The sequence below is a fragment of the Photobacterium salinisoli genome (assembly GCF_003614885.1).
Lineage (GTDB): Bacteria > Pseudomonadota > Gammaproteobacteria > Enterobacterales > Vibrionaceae > Photobacterium > Photobacterium salinisoli.
On sequence record NZ_QZMS01000011.1, the window covers coordinates 359,148 to 378,124 of the forward strand.

18 protein-coding genes are annotated in these 18,977 nt (G+C 50.4%); 5 read left to right on the forward strand and 13 right to left on the reverse strand.

The window, feature by feature from the left end; all coding sequences use genetic code 11:
• Nucleotides 1-229: 229 nt before the first annotated feature.
• On the reverse strand, nt 230-757 hold the full coding sequence (locus D6M16_RS13050; RefSeq protein ID WP_120512311.1) for a CbrC family protein: 528 nt from the start codon (nt 755-757) through the stop codon (nt 230-232).
• A 433-nt stretch (nt 758-1,190) separates the two neighbouring features.
• Here D6M16_RS13050 and D6M16_RS13055 point away from each other — a divergent pair, with 433 nt between their 5' ends.
• Nucleotides 1,191-2,255 (forward strand): bZIP transcription factor, encoded by a 1,065-nt coding sequence (locus tag D6M16_RS13055; RefSeq protein ID WP_120513169.1) that lies wholly within the window; start codon nt 1,191-1,193, stop codon nt 2,253-2,255.
• A 138-nt stretch (nt 2,256-2,393) separates the two neighbouring features.
• Here the strand turns inward: D6M16_RS13055 and D6M16_RS13060 are convergent, their stop codons facing one another.
• Nucleotides 2,394-3,845: a hypothetical protein gene (locus D6M16_RS13060; protein WP_120512312.1), complete on the reverse strand. Its 1,452-nt coding sequence runs from the start codon at nt 3,843-3,845 to the stop codon at nt 2,394-2,396.
• 166 nt (nt 3,846-4,011) lie between these two features.
• Complete coding sequence (hppD, locus tag D6M16_RS13065) at nt 4,012-5,091, reverse strand: 4-hydroxyphenylpyruvate dioxygenase (protein WP_120512313.1); 1,080 nt, start codon at nt 5,089-5,091, stop codon at nt 4,012-4,014.
• 422 nt (nt 5,092-5,513) lie between these two features.
• On the opposite strand from hppD, the gene D6M16_RS13070 reads away from it, so the two are divergent.
• Together D6M16_RS13070 and D6M16_RS13075 are read left to right on the forward strand one after the other, a co-directional pair.
• Nucleotides 5,514-6,476, forward strand: coding sequence for a CHAD domain-containing protein (locus D6M16_RS13070; protein ID WP_120513170.1), 963 nt, complete (start codon nt 5,514-5,516; stop codon nt 6,474-6,476).
• Nucleotides 6,477-6,622: 146 nt separating this feature from the next.
• A complete protein-coding gene (locus D6M16_RS13075) occupies nt 6,623-6,961 on the forward strand; it encodes a hypothetical protein (protein ID WP_120512314.1) in 339 nt (112 codons plus the stop codon).
• Nucleotides 6,962-7,010: 49 nt separating this feature from the next.
• Here the strand turns inward: D6M16_RS13075 and D6M16_RS13080 are convergent, their stop codons facing one another.
• Nucleotides 7,011-7,487, reverse strand: a complete 477-nt coding sequence (locus D6M16_RS13080; protein ID WP_120512315.1) for a glutathione peroxidase — start codon at nt 7,485-7,487, stop codon at nt 7,011-7,013.
• Between the two features lie 138 nt (nt 7,488-7,625).
• Between D6M16_RS13080 and D6M16_RS13085 the strand changes: the two genes are divergently transcribed.
• Nucleotides 7,626-8,213: a hypothetical protein gene (locus D6M16_RS13085; protein ID WP_120512316.1), complete on the forward strand. Its 588-nt coding sequence runs from the start codon at nt 7,626-7,628 to the stop codon at nt 8,211-8,213.
• Between the two features lie 385 nt (nt 8,214-8,598).
• Here D6M16_RS13085 and D6M16_RS13090 read toward each other — a convergent pair whose 3' ends face one another.
• From D6M16_RS13090 to D6M16_RS13105, 4 genes are all read right to left on the reverse strand, one after another.
• Nucleotides 8,599-9,618, reverse strand: a complete 1,020-nt coding sequence (locus tag D6M16_RS13090) for an adenosine deaminase (protein ID WP_120512317.1) — start codon at nt 9,616-9,618, stop codon at nt 8,599-8,601.
• Between the two features lie 138 nt (nt 9,619-9,756).
• Nucleotides 9,757-10,290, reverse strand: coding sequence for a molybdopterin adenylyltransferase (mog, locus tag D6M16_RS13095; RefSeq protein WP_120512318.1), 534 nt, complete (start codon nt 10,288-10,290; stop codon nt 9,757-9,759).
• Nucleotides 10,291-10,463: 173 nt separating this feature from the next.
• Nucleotides 10,464-11,159 carry a pirin family protein gene (locus D6M16_RS13100; protein WP_120512319.1) on the reverse strand — a complete coding sequence of 232 codons (696 nt, stop codon included), beginning with the start codon at nt 11,157-11,159 and terminating at the stop codon, nt 10,464-10,466.
• 59 nt (nt 11,160-11,218) lie between these two features.
• Entirely contained in the window at nt 11,219-11,665 is a 447-nt protein-coding gene (locus D6M16_RS13105) for a DoxX family protein (protein ID WP_120512320.1), read from the reverse strand.
• Between the two features lie 288 nt (nt 11,666-11,953).
• On the opposite strand from D6M16_RS13105, the gene D6M16_RS13110 reads away from it, so the two are divergent.
• Entirely contained in the window at nt 11,954-13,171 is a 1,218-nt protein-coding gene (locus D6M16_RS13110) for an MDR family MFS transporter (RefSeq protein ID WP_162941025.1), read from the forward strand.
• A 121-nt stretch (nt 13,172-13,292) separates the two neighbouring features.
• On the opposite strand, the gene D6M16_RS13115 is transcribed toward D6M16_RS13110, so the two are convergent.
• The 5 genes from D6M16_RS13115 to D6M16_RS13135 all read right to left on the reverse strand — a co-directional run bounded on the left by D6M16_RS13115 (nt 13,293) and on the right by D6M16_RS13135 (nt 18,915).
• Nucleotides 13,293-14,030, reverse strand: coding sequence for a hypothetical protein (locus D6M16_RS13115; RefSeq protein WP_162941026.1), 738 nt, complete (start codon nt 14,028-14,030; stop codon nt 13,293-13,295).
• Nucleotides 14,031-14,084: 54 nt separating this feature from the next.
• Nucleotides 14,085-14,693 carry a hypothetical protein gene (locus tag D6M16_RS13120; RefSeq protein WP_120512323.1) on the reverse strand — a complete coding sequence of 203 codons (609 nt, stop codon included), beginning with the start codon at nt 14,691-14,693 and terminating at the stop codon, nt 14,085-14,087.
• Nucleotides 14,694-15,004: 311 nt separating this feature from the next.
• Nucleotides 15,005-16,369 (reverse strand): NAD-dependent succinate-semialdehyde dehydrogenase, encoded by a 1,365-nt coding sequence (locus D6M16_RS13125; protein WP_120512324.1) that lies wholly within the window; start codon nt 16,367-16,369, stop codon nt 15,005-15,007.
• Nucleotides 16,370-16,387: 18 nt separating this feature from the next.
• A complete protein-coding gene (doeA, locus tag D6M16_RS13130) occupies nt 16,388-17,659 on the reverse strand; it encodes an ectoine hydrolase (RefSeq protein WP_120512325.1) in 1,272 nt (423 codons plus the stop codon).
• The gene (locus tag D6M16_RS13135) at nt 17,656-18,915 is read right to left on the reverse strand and encodes an aspartate aminotransferase family protein (RefSeq protein ID WP_120512326.1); all 1,260 of its coding nucleotides are present in this window, start codon (nt 18,913-18,915) and stop codon (nt 17,656-17,658) included. Before D6M16_RS13135 ends, doeA begins: the two co-directional genes overlap by 4 nt.
• Nucleotides 18,916-18,977: the final 62 nt, after the last annotated feature.

Here is an 18,977-nt window from a genome sequence, read left to right on the forward strand (position 1 = left end):
GAGCGGGTTGCAGCTGTGAATATTCCCTCCCTCGGTAAGAGGAGGATTAGAGTGGGTTCGTGAAATGTGCACAAGTTTGGCATTTTTGCCCGGTAACCCCCTCCTAGCCTCCCCCTTGAAAAGGGGGAGGGATGGTCATGAGCGGGTTGTAGCACTGAATATTGCCCTCCCCCCATACAAAGGAGAGCAAGGGAATTATGCGGGGATGTTCATAACGCCGTATTCATAATCAGAGAAAATCCATTCCGTAGAGAATATCACCGCAATGTCGGCATCTGAACTTATATACTGCCGGATTACCGCCTTTTTCATAGGTATCCAGGATGTCCTGCCATAAATTCGCTTTGAGCATATGACGGCTCAGAAATGCCTGTAGCGCCTGTCCGCTTAAGGCTTTCAACTCATCATGTTCGGCAAAACCATGGAATTCGCAGGCATCGCCACAATGATCAAGCCAGACTTCCTGACGCCAGGACTGATAGCCAGGCGTACGCTGGCAAACCTCAGCAATGACTTCCCGCTTCAGGCCAGCGCCGTCCAGCGGAAAATCATCAGAATAAGAGGCTTTGAATTCTCTGGCTGCCGAGCCATCGGCGATGCACCAGGGGCACAGCCATTCGACATCGCGCTGGGAATAAATACTACCGCTATACAGATAACCACGCGCCTCGCCACAGCAATCGCACACTTTCATGCTTTTCACTACAGCACCAGTCGCCAGCGGATCGGGATGATAGGTGAATTTCGGAAGAGTCACTATTTGTATTCCTTTGTCTTAACCGATGACTTTGTAGCCATTCTTGTCATACACACCAAAGCGAAGAGCCACTCTGGCATCAATCTTATGCGGCAAGATCAGATTAAGATTTAGCGATAAAGTGAGGTTCAGGCCCTGCGAAACGCCATTTCCGAAGCACGATCACTTTTTAAACACCGCAGCAATAAAGCCTTGAGGGCTGGGATGGACAAGCTTTCACCAGTTATGACAACGCTGTGCAAATTTCCGGCTCAAGATACGCGTCACGCCCTTTTTCATGCCGCGTACACCCGATTTTCCGGTATCCTACCCCGCTAATTGATCACTCTACTTTATGGGCTGCAAGCCCTGCCGGCATTAAAACACTATTATGGTTTCAGACAACGCTTTACCCGGAACAGGCACTGTTCGCTTTCCAAAAGGCCGGTTCGCCATGTGGACGGTATACAGCTTTACCAGTGCTTCCATTCTGGCTTCCATCATTTTTTCACTGCTGCTGTTCTTGTCTATCGACGACAATCCGGTGATGCAGATCCTCTTTGGCGGCCTGGCGGTTATTTTCGAGCTGGGTAAATTCTTCGCCTGGTATGAATTTGGCGAACGCCGTGCCAGACGCAGCTACACAGGCGCGGCCTGTGCGTTTGCTTTTTACTCGGTACTGGCGGCGATTTCCATCGGCGGATCGGTCGGTGGTATTCAAAGTGCGACCAATCAGGCCCAGAGCCATGTCTCTGTGCAGCAAAGCAAAATCAACGCTTATAACATGCAGATTGACGCGATTGAAAAACAGATCGATCTGAACAATGAGGCGGCGCAGAAATACATCAGGATGGAGCGCATCGCCACCGGTGTCACCCGTATTCAGCGAGAAAACAGCAAGCTGCGCGAACAGCAGCAAGCACTGGCCATGGAGCGTGACAGCCTGCCTGTGGTCAGTCAGGGCTCAGTGCTGGGTTTGATTGACGGCCTGGCCAAAACCCTGAAAGTCAGTAATGAAGCTGCACAGCTTGGGCTGGTGATCTTTCTCTCTGTCCTGCTGGATTTTTTTGCCGCCTTCTTTGTCGGACTGATAGGTGAAGAGCTGCGTTTTCGTCAGCAATTTAACCAGCGGCATGCCATTTACGTCTCAGACACTACCGTCAGGAAGTCTGCATCAGGTTCCAATCCGCCAAGACCTGAAAATAACCCAGACAGCGACAATGCAGGCACAGCCGTTATGGCAACGCTGGCGATTGAAGCGGCCAATGAAGCTCAATCTGAACGCGCTGAAGAGAAGGCACCTGTGTCACCCTATGATCGCGTAACAGAGGCACTGGCTTCTGATTCGGTCAGTTGCTCAAAGCGGGCCATTATTCGGGCGCTGAAACTCTCAGCGGATGAAGTCGATGAGGTGTTCCACCGTATGATGGGTGAAGGTCTGGTCAGTAAGAAGCCGAACCATCATTTTCAGTGGCACGGGCTGCAGGTTCAGACCGATACTAACGGTCAGCAGGCCTAGTCCTTCACAGGCTGCCTGACAGCCGATCCTCAGGGTCCATCATACCCCTGAAAATCCGTCACCATAGCGGTCGCCCAGGCGACCGCTTTCTGTTTATCTGCCGCAACAGTCCGCCACTCTGACTACTTCCTGCCTCAGCTAAGGTTTGTTAAACAGTGTTTCAAACAGAAAAGCCTCATCAAAATGACGCTGACCAATAAAGGCAGAGGCATGGTGCCCCAGCTGGCGCTGGGTGCCCGGCGATTTAATGCCGAGCGGCCAGAGATAAAACCGCTCTGCACGCACACTGGCCGGTAACATAGCCTGCTGGTTAAAAAGGCTCTTATTATGGCTTGTGCCTGCAGGCAGGCTACGCAACTGGTCATAGGGTTGTACGGTCAGTGAACGTGTGCGGACATCATGCCGCAGCCATTGCACGTCTTTCACCATATGCTCGCCAAAGGATAAGGTCACCGCCAGCTTGTCTGCCCGTGGGCCTTTGTAGACTTGCAGGGCGACAGGCCATTCCACCTTGTTGTCCATTGCCGCAAAAGTAAGTGTCGGTGACAGGGCAAACACCATGTGGTAGCAGCCACAATGGTGAATACTGTCCAGGATGTAAGGCTGGCCGTCAGCATCCAGCGTGAGCCGGATAAGCACGCCATCAAAGCGGCCTGCATAAGGGTCAAACCCTGAGCGTGCTGTACGGTTAGCAAACCACAGACTGTAGTTCAGTTGCATCAGGGTCTGACCATAAAAACGGGTATAGCTGACATGGGTATACAGAGTCGGTTTCCGGGAAACGACCTCAGGCTGGCTGGGGGTGACATACTGCACCTGACCGGGGAAATCATCCTTCGAGCGGGTTTCGACCTGAAAAACCGGCGCGTAATAGCTAAGCAGACTCTGCTGCTGGACTGAGCTTAGTTGCGGCCATGACAGGGCCGACTTCTCCCGTGCCTGGCGAAACCAGACCTGTATCTGCGAGCGGTCAAGGGCTGGTCTGTCATCCGCAGCATACCGGATCGCATAACCTTCAACAGGTTGAATAAAGTGGCTGATCAAACGCCGCTTTTCTTTGTCGATCGAAGGTCTGGCAAGGTGCTGTGTGACAGGGTACAAGCCCAGTACCCGTTGCCAGGTCGCATAGCCGGAATGCGGCTGAGGCGGCTCAGCGATTAACGCCGACCACAGAGCGGGCTGATACAGACTGCGGCTGACCAATTGCGCCGCACACAGTTCGAGCCGATTAAATGCATACGCTGTGTTATCCGGCAGGTTCTGATATTCCGCCTGCCGTTGTACAGCGGCCTGGTGTGACACGTAGTCCAGCCATTGGCGCTTGCTGTCGCGGCCCGTCAGCTCAAATAACCAGGACAGACTGAAGCGGTCGAAAGCCAGGTGCGGAAATCTCGGGTCCCATGTCAATTGCGCATCCTGTACGCCCTGTTGCTGGACTGTGCGCTTAAAGTCGGTGAGCAGATCCACACAACTGGCTTGAGATTGCGTATAAATGTGCTGCTGGGCCGGAATAGAATCCGGGATCGGCTCGGGTAAAGATGCACAGGCCGTCACGAACAGGCAAACCAGCAGAGTCAGCAATCGCACCATATTCCCTTCTCCTGATGATCCCGGCACGGATATAAACGGTACCCGACTCCTGTAAGTGAAGCAGATAAACACCAAGTTTGATGCCTGCCCCCATTTCCAGACCAACAAAAAAGCCCACACCTGGCCGTGCGGGCTTGTTCATATTCTGATAAATAAGCGAGTAACGTTAAGCGTTATCCGGTACCTGAATCACACCGCGGCGGATCTGATCCAGTTCAATCGATTCAAACAGCGCCTGGAAATTACCTTCACCAAAGCCTTCATTGCCTTTACGCTGAATGATTTCAAAGAACACAGGACCAATAACGGTATCGGTGAAGATTTGCAGCAGAATGCCGGTTTCATCACCATCAATCAGGATCTTCAGATCTTTCAGCTTCGCCAGATCCTCCTGATGACCAGGAATCCGCTTGTTCACCCCTTCATAGTAGGTATCAGGCGTATCCATAAAGGCCAGACCATTCTTCTTCAGTCGTGACACCGTCTCAAAGATGTTGTCTGTGCTCAAAGCAATATGCTGGATACCTTCACCATTGTATTGGTCCAGATATTCTGCAATCTGTGATTTGTCGTCGCTGGATTCATTAATTGGAATGCGGATTTTGCCGCATGGCGCTGTCATGGCGCGAGACAACAGGCCTGTCACTTTACCTTTGATGTCAAAGTGGCGGATTTCGCGGAAATTGGCAATACGCTCATAAAAACCAGCCCACAGATCCATATTCCCTTGCTTCACATTGTGAGTCAGGTGATCCAGGGTATGTAACCCGGCGTCCTGACTGGCCAGGCGCTCCTGGTAATCCGGGTAATAGTCGAAATCGATCTCATAGATATCGTGCTCGCCATAGCGATCAACCAGATAGATCAGAGATTCACCTATGCCGTAAACAGCCGGAATGTTCAGCTCCATCGGGCCGGCCTGTGCTGGGCAGGCTGTCGCGCCGTTTTCCACTGCGTGTTCCAGCGCATGAGTTGAATCTTTCACACGAAATGCCATCGCGTTAACGCTTGCACCGTGCACACCGGCAAAACCAGCAGCCTGAGAATGCTGTTCACCGTTAACGATAAAGTTGATATCACCCTGGCGGTATAACCAGACTGATTTATGTTTATGTTTGGCAATTTCAGCAAAGCCCATCAGCCGGAACAGGTTTTTGAGATTGGCAATACCCTCTGGCGTCGGTGCGGTATACTCAACAAACTCGAAGCCGTCCGTGCCCATAGGATTTTTCATCATTTCACTCATCCGTATATCCTCACATATTGGTTACTTAGCTGACGCCTGTTCAGCGATTCCTTTTCTATAGAATAAGCACCATACAGAGAGGTTGAGAAGCCAGTTGTAAAACTAAGGTTAACACCATGTAAAAATAGTTTGTAAAGCCAGCTTGCCAGCCATTTAAGCGGGATAGGAGGTGAATTCATCACAGGCAATAAGAACAGCGTAAGAACCTGAGACAGCATGAAATCAAGCCATTTCATAAAATTGAAAAATAGTGTAGAAAGCTTTACATAGGCGTATGCGCTGGAGTACTGCTGAGAAACGCTGGCGTAAGTGAAGCAGTCACCCTACACGGCCAATCACACCCGGCAAGACTGAGTTGCTGGCTCTGTCGATATTCGAAAGATAAGCAGCCCCTGACTATGGTTATGGAGGAGGTCATCGTAATGAGCGTAAATAAAAGGGATAAACTGCGTTTACCGCAGCGGAAAAAAGCGTCAGTTGCCCTGAAAAAAGACAGCGCAATTTACTTACCAACCTATCATTTTCTGAAAAGCGAATTTCAGCATGCCCGACGCCACGAGGCTGGGCTGATCCGCGACGATGATACTGAATTCCTGCACCAGTACCGTGTATCACTCCGGCGCTGTCGGGCTCTGCTCAGCCTGCTCAGTGCCATTTTCCTGCCGCAGCAAAAACAAATGATTCAGAACGCCCTGAAAACCTTAATGCAGAAAACCAATGAACTGCGGGATCTGGATGTGTATTTAGGCAATATGGAGCCCTATTTCGATGCGCTGGATCATGAATATCATCAGGGTCTTATCCTGTTCTTTAACGACTTGCAGGACAGGCGGATAGTGTTGCAAAAGCACATCAAAGAGTGGCTGAAATCTGCAGACTACCAGCAGCAATGCGCCCAGATAGTCGGCTTACTTGATGAACTGGACGTGAAACCGACAGACGCAGGAAAAAAGCCTTGCCTGCCCTTCGCAAAAAAATGTATCTGGAAGCACTTCAATAAAACACAGAATGTCTGTCAGTCCATCGGTTACGCCAACCCTGACGAACACATTCACGAGCTCAGAATTTCCTGTAAAAAGCTCCGCTATCTGCTGGAATATTTTGCCCCTGTTTTTCCGCGCAAAGTCATGAAAGAGCACATCAAACAGCTGAAAGCGCTGCAAGATTCCCTTGGTTACTTTAATGACAGTGCGGTACAGATAGATTTTCTGAATCAGTATCTTGAGCAGCAAAAGCCGGGCTCAAAACGCCATAACGCGATCTCGCATTTACTGACATTCAGCCAAAAGCAGCATGCCGATCATAAAATCAGCGTGATTGATCATGTTAATCAATATGCTTTTGCGGCTCCTCAGAAATCCTTTGAGAAGATCTATAAACCCTGAGCAGGGCAACGGACGGGAGATTTTTGCAACATCATGCACATTTCATAAAAGCTTCATTAAACAGCAATACAGGCTGAGAGCCCAATCACGCTTTATTTTCAGCGCTTTGCTATTAATTAGTGAAACATCAATGAAAGGAAGTGCGTATGAAATCAATCAGAACAATAACACTGACTCTCTCTTCCCTGCTTGCACTGTCTTTTACACCTCAGGTTGCAGCAACCGATGCACAACAAGCCTTCATGAACGACTGCCTGCGCACTTATCAGAATGAATCTCTGTGTCTGGGTTATGCCCTGGGTGTTTTTAACACCATTTCAGCCATTCAGTGCAGCCAGCCAGAGCAGCACCCTATTCATTCGTTAACGCAATCCGGCACTATGCAAACAGAGGGTGCAAAACGCGTTCGCCTGTCGATTGAGGCCATGCAACCTGCACTGAGCAAAATCAGCGACTGCCGGACTAATGCTCCGGCCTCAAGCTGACCTTCATTCATGCCGGCCAGTCTGATACTGGCCGACAAACACGCTCGTTTTATAAGGCGGCTTTAATATCCGCTTCCAGTGCTTCTGGTTTGGTCAGCGGCGCGTAACGTTTAATCGGCTGACCATCCCGGCCAATCAGGAACTTGGTGAAGTTCCACTTGATATTTTTTCCCAGCAGACCGGGTAAGGCGTCGGTCAGGTAGGCAAACAGCGGATGGCTGGCGGATCCTTTGACATCCACCTTTTCAAACATGGGAAAATCGACACCATAGTTAATTTCGCAAAACTCACTGATAGCTTCACTGTTACCCGGTTCCTGCTGCCCAAACTGATTACAGGGAAAACCGAGGATCACCAGCCCCTGTTCTTTGTAGGTCTGATAGAGTGATTGCAGCCCCTGATATTGCGGAGTAAACCCGCATTGACTGGCGGTATTCACCACCAAGACAACTTTCCCCTTGTAAGTGCTCAATGGCACGACCTCGCCTTGCAGGCTGGTGACTGAAAAATCATAAAATGCCGCCATAATTCTGTTCCTTACCTGTCATACATCATGTATTCATGTGGCCAGTTTATCAGGCACAGCTGTTCAACTGGGAATTGTTCTTTAAAACCGTATACTGGCCCCCAATAACATCTGCAACCTCACTGCCAGGAAGCCGCCGTGTCTTCACTTAGCCAGAAACTGACCGCTATGGGTCTCAGAAGCTTAGACTTTAACCAGGCTGAAGCTGCAAGCTTAGACGCGCTGCTCAGTCAGCTCGATACAGAATTTGCCACACTGCAGCAGCAACGCCCGAACAGTAAAGGCGACGATCTTTTACTGGGTCTGATGACAAAAACGCATTTATCCGCCCTTGAGCAATTACAAAGTACCGATAGCCAGAGCCAGGCAATGAACCATCTCTTTGTTCAGCAAGTCGGTGAGGAACATGCGGCACGCTTTGAGAACCAGCATCACGGCTATTTTATACTGGTCACACGCCTGTGGATGCTGGTACTTGGTTATCTGCAGATCGATCTCAGCTATGCCGCCGATCATGCCCAGTCCAGCGCGACCCTGTTATTTGCAGATGCACCAACAGGGCCCAGCCACAGCCGCGCTGAGCAAATCCGGCGTCGTTTCATGCAAGCCTACTATCAGGGGCAAGCGGCAGCCCGCCACAATGCGAAAAACACCAAGCAGAATAAGCCCTACGGCAGTTTTATAAACCGACTCAGAGACTGGTTTCAGCGTGTATTTCATCGATGAGACGTAAAACAGACAGCCGCTCCCGAAAAACCGGGGGAAGTGTCGCGTTAAAAAAGTGAAAAATCAGCAAATAAATCATGTTAAATCATACAACTAGCTGGCTAGTTTCATTTTTCATGTCTTAGCGAATAAAAAAGTTAACTGCCTAATGTTTTGACAGGCTTGATGTTTAACATTTGCTATACATTTTTTACATAAGTGATCGTTGCGCGTTTTTTAATCACCCCTATAATACCGCCTACGCTTTAACCAAGTATGTTGTTCCTTTAAAACTCCTGCAGCAAAGATACCCGGAACGGTAAACCGTCAGGGACCTTTGAAGCAGTTTGAGTTGATTTATTTCCCCCGCCTGTCATGTCTTTGACAGGCGTTTTTTTTATCTGTTTTACAGTATCGGATGAAGCTGAACCGACAGATAATGGTCCAAACGCGCCTGCAGCTGCGCTTTTTCCTCCGGCGGTAAGAAACTGGCCCTGATAGCGTTGGCAGTAAATGACGCTAATTCTTCTTTTGTGATTTCAAAGGCCCTGGCAACGGCCAGAAAATTGTCAGTCATGTAACCGCCGAAATACGCCGGATCATCGGAATTGATCGTCACGCACACGCCTTTTCGCAGCAACTCAACGATGTTGTGATCGGCCATGCGATCAAACACTCTGAGTTTAATATTCGACAGAGGGCAGACAGTCAAAGGCATCTGATTGTGAACCAGCTCATCCACCAGCCCCGGATCCTGACTACACTGCACGCCATGATCAATTCGGGACACCCGAAGCATTGATATCGCATCCCGAATATTACTGGCAGGCCCTTCTTCGCCAGCATGGGCGACGGTCAAAAAACCGGCCTCGTGCGCTTTTTCAAAAACACGGCGAAATTTTTCAGGCGGATGACCATGCTCAGAAGAATCCAGCCCAACGCCGATAATGTATTCCTGGTACGACATGGCCTGAGCCAATGTTTCAAATGCCGCATCCTCGCTGAGATGGCGCAGAAAGCACATGATCAGCCGGCTTGAAATCGACAGTTGCTGCTCTCCGTCTGCCAGAGCCCGGGTAATACCCGCCATCACTGTCTGGAATGTCACACCTCGCTCAGTGTGGGTTTGCGGATCAAAAAAGATCTCAGTGTGCATGACATGATCTTGCTGACACTGCAGCAGATAGGCCCAGGTGAGATCGTAAAAGTCCTGCTCCGTCTGCAGAACAGCGGCACCGAGATAATACATATCCAGAAACGACTGAAGGTCATCAAACTGATAAGCGGCTCGGGCTTCTTCAACACTGGTACAAGGCAAGGTGATCCGGTTGCGTTGTGCCAGTTTAAACATCAGTTCTGGCTCTAATGTCCCTTCAATATGGACATGCAGTTCAACTTTCGGCAGGGTTCGGATGAAGCTTTCCATAGCACTGACCTCTTGATGCTCTACACAGGAAACTTAGGTATATGGTTTAAAGTGTAGATTGCAAAATCAGTAAGATGGAAAAGAGGGGGGAGATTTTCCCTGTCAGTATTACGCGGTGACCGACAGGGAAGCCGCGGTTTATTTCTGTTTTGGACGGAACACCTTAATCACGCTTTCATCGCTTTCCAGGTACGGCCCTTCCATCAGATCAATACAATACGGGATGGCCGGGAATACCGCGTCCAGACATTCACGAATAGACTTAGGCTTACCAGGAAGATTAACGATCAGTGTATCGTCGCGCAGTCCTGCGGTCTGACGTGACAAAATAGCGGTTGGCACAAACTTGAGTGACTCGGCACGCATCAGCTCACCAAAGCCAGGCATCATGCGATCGCATACCGCTTCTGTCGCTTCAGGGGTGACATCGCGTTTCGCCGGGCCTGTTCCGCCAGTCGTCACTATCAGGCAACACTCTTCTTCATCTGCCATGCGAATTAAGGTGGACTCAATGACATCACGCTCATCAGGAATCACTTCATAAACAGGTTCCCACGGCGAGGTCAGGTACGCTTTCAGCGTATCAATGATCGCCTGCCCGGAAAGGTCTTCATACACACCCGCACTCGCCCTGTCACTGACGGTGACAATCCCAATCTTCGCTGTTGTCATTTTTGCTCCTCAGGCCATTGCCTTGTCATTGCGAACTGACCACATCACGTGGCAAACAGAGGCCGCTTATCTGTTTGCAATCACAACCTGCCTGTCATCATGGTTGTCTGTCATCACAAACAGAGAAGCGGCCCCTGCGCTAGTGTAAGCAATCTTTGCCGTTCGGAAAACCTTTAGGGTAAGTCAAACACCAGGGCTGTGACCGAAACATCACCCTGATTGGATACAATCAGTTCAGGCTGATGCGCCACTTTCAGTCCGTCTCCCGGCGACAAGATCTCCTCTTCCACCGTCAGCTGGCCTTTGATCTGATGCAGATAAAACCGGCGTCCGGCCTGCTGTGTCAGCACCAGAGATTCACCCGCCGGTAATATCAGCTGGCTGAGTCGGGCATCCTGCTTAATTGACAAAGTGCCGTTCTCACCGTCCGGCGTGATCACCGGGGTCAACCCTTCACGCTGGCCAAAGTTTTTCTGCTGATAGCCCGGTTCACCACCCAGCTGATCCGGCTGAATCCAGATTTGCAGGAACTTCAGTGTCTCTTGCTGTGAGGCATTGAACTCGCTGTGATATATCCCTTTACCGGCCGACATCAGCTGAAATTCACCCGCCGGCAAACGCTTGATGTTACCGGCGCTGTCTTTGTGGGCAATTTCGCCTTCCAGTACATAGCTGATAATTTCCATGTCTTTATGACCATGGGTATCAAACCCGGCACCGGCCCGGACCGTATCATCATTAATCACCCGCAGTGCTGAGTAACCCATATGCTCAGGATCGTAATAATGACCAAACGAGAAGGTGTGACGACTGTCAAGCCATCCGAACGAAGCTCTTCCTCGATCTGCAGCACGTCTGATTTCCAGCATAATGTCACCTCTGTAATGATATCGGTACGGAAAGGGAATATGTCAGGGCAAGCGCGCCCTTAAAGGACGCGTTTGACCAGCAGTGAATCAGCCGACACTTTGCCAGCACCGGAGAAAACCAGTGATACTGCAATTGCCAGCAGCGACAGACCAAACTCATATCCGCCGTTAGACATAAACAGACCATTCGGTAAGTGAACGCTCACAATAGCCACAATCATAGTGATTGCCAGCACGAAGGCTGCCGGACGTGTCAGTAAACCAATCAGGATAAACAAGCCACCGAAGAACTCACCGCTACCGGCCAGAAAAGCCATCAGCATGCCAGGCTCCAGTCCAATGGATGCCATCCACTGACCTGTACCTTCCAGGCCATAGCCACCAAAAGCACCAAACAGTTTTTGCGCGCCATGGGCCATGAAAATGATACCGGCAGGCACACGCAGCGCCAGAGGGGCAAAACTGTCTGCAGAGGTTAACAGGCGTTTAACAAAAGAAGTGTTCATAAGGTTTTCCTCAAAAAAGTTGAACAAAAATAGCCATTCAAAGCAGTTTTCGTTAAAAAAGTTACAGAGCCCATATTGTCTGCTTACGCAGTAATTTTAGTCCTGTCTTACTCGGTTGATAGCAAGTCTAGTGGCAGTGACAGCCAAACAACACTGGTTAAAATTGAGTAACTAATTCGAATAAATCGAACAACAGAATAATTTGCTGCCTGCAAACAAAAAATACAGACAAAAATCAGAGGCTATGACACTATGAACTGCTTGATAGTTCAAAGGAAAATGACAGACATGGAGTTGTCTCACATACGCCGTTTTTCGGCACCGATCTGGGCCGTGTTAATCGGTACTCTGCTTACCCGCGCTTCCTTTTTTATGGTCTGGCCTTATATGGCCGTAATGCTGCACCGGAAATTTGGACTGTCTGAGATTGAAATCGGTACCATCATGAGTCTGGCAGCGCTCGGCGGTGCTGTGGTCGCCCTCTATGTGGGCTATCTGTCTGATAAGCTTGGCCGGAAAAATTTACTGATCATCAGTTGTCTGGCCCATGTCGCGACGTTTGTCATTCTGGCCGAGGCAGATCAAAGCTGGTTGTACGCCGCAGGAGCACTGATGGCGGGCATCAGCCGTTCTATGCTGGAACCGCCGGCACGGGCAATGATTTCTGACTTATTACCTGACATCCCCGTTCGGGAAATGGCGCATCAGGTGCGCTACTACTGCATCAATCTGGGTGCGGCTTTCGGGCCGTTAGTCGGCTTGCAGCTTGGCTTTACCGGCGAACAATCCTCTTTTTATCTGGTGGCACTGGCTTACCTGATCTACAGCGTGTGCTTTAATCTGGCGTTCTGGCAGATTCGCAACACACCGCAACCGCCCAAAAACGAGCAAAATTTCAGCCAGACTCTGAAAGTATTGGCGCGTGACAAGGGATTCATGGTGCTGATTCTGGCCAACACGCTGGTCATGTACGCTTACCTGCATCAGGAAACGACGCTGGTACAGTATCTCAATGGCTTGGGTGATAAAGTGATTGAACTTTATACCAGCATGATTTTTGTCAACGCCAGTGTGATTGTATTGCTGCAATTTCCACTCTTGAAACTGCTCAATGGCTGGTCGCTGTATCGCCGTGTCTACCTGGGCGTTGCTCTTTTCGCCAGCGCCTTTGTGCTGTACGCCAGTTTCCCGCTAGATGCGCCGGACGTGTACTGGTTACTGGCCACTTTTGTGCTGAGCCTGGGCGAGGTAATTCTTTTCCCGACCTTCAATCTGCTGATTGACAGAGCGGCGCCGGATCATCTGCGTGGCGCGTATTTCGGGGCAGGAAATCTGACGTCTATCGGAGTGAGTTTGTCGCCATTAGCTGGCGGTATTATCTTGTCGTTATACGGCGGCCCGGCGCTGTTCCTCTCCACCGCCTGTGTGCTGATTCTGGCGGGCTATTTATACCGCTGCTCTGCCCGCTTACAGCGACTGCAAGTGCAGGAAGTTGAAATAGCCTGATGGTCACAGCCAAAATACGATGACAACACATCCAGTCAGCCCGGCATTTCAGAGATGAACCGGGCTAATGTTGTCTCCGCACGAAACCAAAAAGCAATCCCACTGCAAACAGGCATATTGACTAACTAGTGACAACGAATTTTCCCAAATCAGGAAAATACCGGACATCAATATGCGTGTCATCTTTGAAGTTCAGCAGTGTCGCCAGGGAATAAATCCGGTTTGTGTCCTGATCAGTAAAGTATAGCGTTGTATCAAGAGGCGTTAACATGCTGCTTTTTAAACAAAGTGCTAAACACTGTCCATATTCCACTGATAGCATTGACATAATGTTTTCAGTCGATGGCGGTAAGTAAAAAATTTCACTGCTGACAATGTTTGATGCAAGCAGGATATACACACTATCTGGTTCAGTAAAAAGAGCAGTATAGGTTCTCGGAACTGTGACAGCATTGACAGGAAGCGCCAATGCATTTTGCCCATCGACCGAGATCGCTTTAAACATGCCAAAGGTTAATTGACCCTGAACATTTTTATTTATCACCCCATAATCAGCATGAGAGACAGGATTCGCATCGGGTGAGAAAGTGTTAAATTCTGATATAAGCATCTGTCCACGAAAACATTGTCTCTTACTATAACTATTGATCACACCTCCGTTGATATTCGGGACAGGAGATACATATAATTCAGAATCATCATTCCAGAAATACGATTTATTTTCGGCAGGTAAGCTCACATGCCAAGCGACATTTACTTGAGTATTGATTTCGCTTGTTGGAATCACTTGTACCAAGAGGATATTTAATTGATAACGAATAAAATCAGAAAGACATTCTTTGGGTATACTGACTGACAATGTTTTATTCTTCATTGATATAAGGCAAGGTTGAAGAACCTTGCCTTCCCCATATTAAGCTATTATAAACCTTCCTAATGACGAGTCGTAGCGGATAGTGATATCACTGTTATTCGTGAAATCAAGTGGTAATGCTGTGCTCGACACCTGGCTGATCACCACACCGTTGTTAAAGTTGCCTTGCAAAAATACTTCCAGTCTCTCTACAGGTGTAAAGATCGCATTCTGCCTGGAAAGCACAGACACCGCATTGAGCGGACTGGCTTCAAACACATTACCGTTTGCAACGACAGACTGTGCCAGACCGAAAGTGAACCCCTGAGAGTATCGGTTTGATATTCCATAGGAATTGCTTTGCCCACCGTTTTCAGGACTGCCAAAGGTACCATTTTCAAACGGATACATGACTTCAGTGGTCGCAGGGTTAACCGCCGATGTTTTATAAATTTGCGCCCCACTCTGAACCTGAGTACTTGACGCATATACCCCATATTTTTCAGTCCACGAGACTTCATTGTGCTCGAAAGGTGAAAATGTTACCCACGCAACTTTTGAACCTGATGAACCGCCAACAGTTTTCACTAACACAACTTTCTGTTGCGATTGATTAATGGTTCTGACATCGTTACTGTCAATATTGATATTAAGGTTATAACTAGACATGGAATCTTCCTTTTAAACCTAACCAGTTGATATTGTTTTAAATATAAAAATTCACGACATTTAATTAAACCCAATTATTTAATAAAATTAAATTATTAAACACCAACAATCAGGCTTAAAATAAAAATAGCTTATAAACATCCGTGCGTGGCATTTAAAATACATTAATGGAATATATGAAGGATGGATCTCAAAGTGGATGTAATCTGTTTCATTTCTAAAAACAGACGACATCCCTTCGAAATATTAAGCGGTTTCTTTTTCAACTATTAAACTGCATATAAAAATATGGAAGTAATTGTCTAATAAAACTATTTCACCCAAACCTGCTTGGCATTCACGAACTCGTGAATGCCTTGCGGCCCCAGTTCCCGCCCGTAACCAGAGCGTTTAATGCCGCCGCTCGGCAGGCGGGGATCTGTTTTCACAATACCGTTCACGGCAATCTGGCCCGCCTGCAATTCGCGGATAAAACGCTGTGCGTGTACCGGGCTGCCCGTCCAGACCCCGGCGCCCAGCCCGTAGGCCGTGTCGTTAGCCAGCCGCAACGCGTGTTCCGCATCGTCCGCTTTGACCAGCACCATCACAGGGCCAAAGGTTTCTTCACGAAACGCGCACATCTCTGGTGTCACGTCTGCCAGCAAAGTCACCGGATAAAAATACCCTAACCCATTATCTGGCTGCCCGCCCATCAGGCATCGTGCGCCAGCCTCTATCGTTGCCTGCACCTGACGATGCAGGTTCTGACGTAAATCATCACGTGCCAGCGGCCCGACATCCGTGTCTGGCGAAGAGGGATCGCCGACTCTCAGCAGCGTCAGCCGTCTTTCCACCAGCTGGGTAAAGATGTCATACACAGGCGCTTCAACAATAATCCGTTTGGCGGCAATGCAGGACTGACCGGCGTTGATAATGCGTGACAGTGTCGCCACATCAGCGGCCGTTTCCAAGTCAGCATCAGCCAGTACCACCAGAGGATCGGAACCGCCCAGCTCCAGCACCGCCGGTTTGATCTCACTGGCTGCGGTCGCGGCCACTTTCGCACCAGCACGATCTGAGCCGGTAAACGAAACCGCCGCAATATCAGGATGACGGATCGCCTGCTCAGCGAGCTCATTGTCAATCGGCAAGTTGACCATAATATTGGCGGGCGCACCCGCCAGTGAAAACATCTCTGCGATCGCGCGGGCGCAACCCGGCACATGCGGATCGTGCTTCATCACACAAGTGTTCCCGGCCATCAGTGCCGGAGCCAGAAACCGAAACGCCAGCCACAGCGGGGCATTCCAGGGCAAGATACCTAACACTGTGCCTAAGGGCTGATAACAGACATAACTGTGGCTGGCATCAGACGGCAAACTTTGATCTGCCAGATAATATTGTGCATGCTCGGCATAATGCTCCGCACACCAGGCCGCTTTTTCCACTTCCGGGCCGGCTTCCTTCACCGGCTTACCCATTTCCAGTGTCATCAGTTCGCCCAAACGGGTTTTATGCTCCCTCAACTGTTCTGCTACGCGGCGCAATACCTCGGCGCGCGCGGCAAACGTTAAGCGCTGCCAGTCAGGCTGCGCTGCGCTCGCCGCTTTAATCTGGCTATCCAGCGCATCAGCAGTCAGCGTCGGGTATTGCTCAATCAGTGTGCCATTGGCCGGATTGATCGCTTTTAAAGACATATTTCCCCCCTTAATCGGCTATCCGTTAGCCTGTTGCTGTTTGCCTTTGCGGGCTTTATCTATGGATGTCGCTTTGTCAGACGACAGGCTGGATGCGGCGGCTTCAGGCTTGGCTGGTTTACCCTGTTCGGGCAACACAGTGAAGTCTTTCGGCAAGGTGAAAAAAGATTCGCAGCCATCTGCTGTGATAACAATGGTATCGGAAATACCGCAGGTCTTGTCGCCGTCCACCCCCCACATCCAGGGGATAATGTGGAACGTCATGCCCTCTTGCAGCACGGTCGATTCACCTTGTTTCAGGCTGACAATGTAGCCCTCATCCCAGCTGGGCGGAAAAGCAATTCCAATGGAATAGCCGGAGCGGGTGATCAACCTGGCCCCAACATCATTGTGTGAAATGATATTACGGATCAGGTTATCCGCATCCGACACTGTCATTCCGGGCTGGATGTACGCATGCAAGGATTGCAGCGCCAGCTTCATGGTTTCCTGCGCTTTGTACATGGAATCGGTCAGTTCCCCCAGAATCACAGTGCGCATCATGGCGGTGTGATAGCGACGATAGCAGCCTGCCACTTCGAGAAACACGTGCTCGCCCGGTTGCACAACCCGCCCTTCCCAGGTCGCATGGCCTATCATGGTCCTTGGTCCGGATGTCACGTACGGCATCACAGCAGGGGGCTCCCCGCCCGCCTTGAACATCGCTGAGCTGATTGCCGCTCCGATTTCGTTTTCTGTCACTCCGGCCTGACAGGCCGCAATACCGGCCTTCATGCCGGCTTCGGTGGCAATCGCCGCCCTGCGCATCAATTCGATTTCAACCGGCGATTTGCAGATGCGCCCCTGCTCCACGATACCGAAGCAGTCCAGCAGTTTAGCTTCCGTCAGCGTGGTGTGTATGGTGTCCTGCTGATAGGCCGGAAAGAAGTAGCTGTTTCTTTCGTAGCCGATGCGCTTTCGCGACAGTCCGAATTCCCGCAACGCATCCACCAGCATCTGAATCGCGTCACCGGTATCCGGATAAGGCCGCGTCCTTTCAATCCAGGTACGGGCGAAAATGTTCGACTCCTCCATCGCCCGGGTAATCATGAAGGGTTCGTCTTCCAGCGGCACAACCAGCGCCTGAAAAAAGGAATAGCCGGTTGTCTGATAATCCGTCAGGTACATGATGTTTTCAGGATCGGTGATCACCACCGCATCCAGCCGGCGCTGGGCGATACGCTGTCTCAACTCACCCAGGCGTCGCTCATATTCCTCAAAAGGAAAGGTCATATCGTCGCGTTTTTTCATACCGCCTCCCGGAGCACGTTTTGGGTCACTTCCACCAGAATTTCCAGCCCTGACCTCAAGTCCGCCTCCGGCGTTGTCAGTGGCGGGATCAGCTTAATCACCCGGCCGCCGCTGCCGCAGGCTGAGACCAGCAACCCAGCCTCGAAACAGCGTCCGACAATGGTTTTCGCCAGCTCTCCGAGACCCACATCTACGCCATATAACATGCCTTTACCGCGTACCTCGACACCGGCCAGATCCGCCAGCGGTGCCAGTGCCGCGTGCATCATCGCGCCTTTTTGCTGTACTTCTTCCATCAGGTGGCTGTCTTCGAAATAGCTCAGCGCTTCACAGCCCGCGACAAAGGACAGACATTGTCCACGGAAGGTGCCCGTGTGCTCGCCCGGAGACCAGTGCTTATCCAGCTCGGGTTTTATCAGATTCATGGCAATCGGGGTGCCCATGCCGCCCAGCCCTTTGGCCAGACAAACGATATCAGGGTCGATCCCGTAATCATCGAAACTGAAAAACGAACCGGTTCGCCCCATGCCAGCCTGAATATCGTCCACGATCAGCAATGCACCAACCGATTTCGCCAGCGACGCCAGCCGCTGCAGCCAGGCTTTATCGGCAATGTTCACGCCCCCTTCAGCCTGCACCACTTCAACCATAAATGCGGCCGGTGGCCTTACACCGCTGGAACCGTCCTGATAGCTGTCCTCCAGCCGTTCCAGCACCTGCAACGCTTGCTCTGCCGCTTTGCCCTGGGCACCGAAAGCGGTATGTGACACATGGGTCAGCGGCACACCCGCTGCGCCCCGGAAGTACTGGTTCGCCGTACAGGCCAGTGCGCCTAAGGTCATGCCATGAAAGCCGTGCTGGAAGGCGACGACCTCATGGCGTCCTGTGACACGCCGCGCCAGTTTCAACGCGGCTTCGACGGCATTGGTCCCGGTTGGCCCCATAAACTGCATCTTGTGAGGCATGTTGCGCGGTTCAAGAATGACCTGATGAAACCGCTCCATAAACCGGCGTTTCGCGCTGGTGTGCATGTCCAGGCTGTGTGTCACCCCATTGCGCTGGAGATAGTCGATCACCGCCTGTTTCATACGTTCGTTGTTATGCCCAAAGTTCAGCACTCCGGCACCGGCAAAGAAGTCGATATATTCTTTACCCTGCTCATCGGTCTGCCTGGCATTGACAGCCGTATCGAAAACGACTGGGTAGACCCGGCAGTAAGCCCGGATTTCGGATTCGCGCTGTTCAAAAATGCTCATCGTACATCTCCTTGTGCTGTGAAATCTCTGGTATAAACAGGGCTGTCGCGCTGTGCTGAACA

Coding starts and splice junctions, on each gene's coding strand:
- D6M16_RS13105 (WP_120512320.1), bottom strand. CDS start 11,665: ATGAACACTTCTTTTGTTAAACGCCTGTTAACCTCTGCAGACAGTTTT.
- D6M16_RS13070 (WP_120513170.1), top strand. CDS start 5,514: ATGAGCGTAAATAAAAGGGATAAACTGCGTTTACCGCAGCGGAAAAAA.
- D6M16_RS13125 (WP_120512324.1), bottom strand. CDS start 16,369: ATGTCTTTAAAAGCGATCAATCCGGCCAATGGCACACTGATTGAGCAA.
- D6M16_RS13090 (WP_120512317.1), bottom strand. CDS start 9,618: ATGGAAAGCTTCATCCGAACCCTGCCGAAAGTTGAACTGCATGTCCAT.
- doeA (WP_120512325.1), bottom strand. CDS start 17,659: ATGAAAAAACGCGACGATATGACCTTTCCTTTTGAGGAATATGAGCGA.
- D6M16_RS13060 (WP_120512312.1), bottom strand. CDS start 3,845: ATGGTGCGATTGCTGACTCTGCTGGTTTGCCTGTTCGTGACGGCCTGT.
- D6M16_RS13075 (WP_120512314.1), top strand. CDS start 6,623: ATGAAATCAATCAGAACAATAACACTGACTCTCTCTTCCCTGCTTGCA.
- D6M16_RS13080 (WP_120512315.1), bottom strand. CDS start 7,487: ATGGCGGCATTTTATGATTTTTCAGTCACCAGCCTGCAAGGCGAGGTC.
- D6M16_RS13135 (WP_120512326.1), bottom strand. CDS start 18,915: ATGAGCATTTTTGAACAGCGCGAATCCGAAATCCGGGCTTACTGCCGG.
- hppD (WP_120512313.1), bottom strand. CDS start 5,091: ATGAGTGAAATGATGAAAAATCCTATGGGCACGGACGGCTTCGAGTTT.
- D6M16_RS13120 (WP_120512323.1), bottom strand. CDS start 14,693: ATGTCTAGTTATAACCTTAATATCAATATTGACAGTAACGATGTCAGA.
- D6M16_RS13100 (WP_120512319.1), bottom strand. CDS start 11,159: ATGCTGGAAATCAGACGTGCTGCAGATCGAGGAAGAGCTTCGTTCGGA.
- D6M16_RS13110 (WP_162941025.1), top strand. CDS start 11,954: ATGGAGTTGTCTCACATACGCCGTTTTTCGGCACCGATCTGGGCCGTG.
- mog (WP_120512318.1), bottom strand. CDS start 10,290: ATGACAACAGCGAAGATTGGGATTGTCACCGTCAGTGACAGGGCGAGT.
- D6M16_RS13055 (WP_120513169.1), top strand. CDS start 1,191: ATGTGGACGGTATACAGCTTTACCAGTGCTTCCATTCTGGCTTCCATC.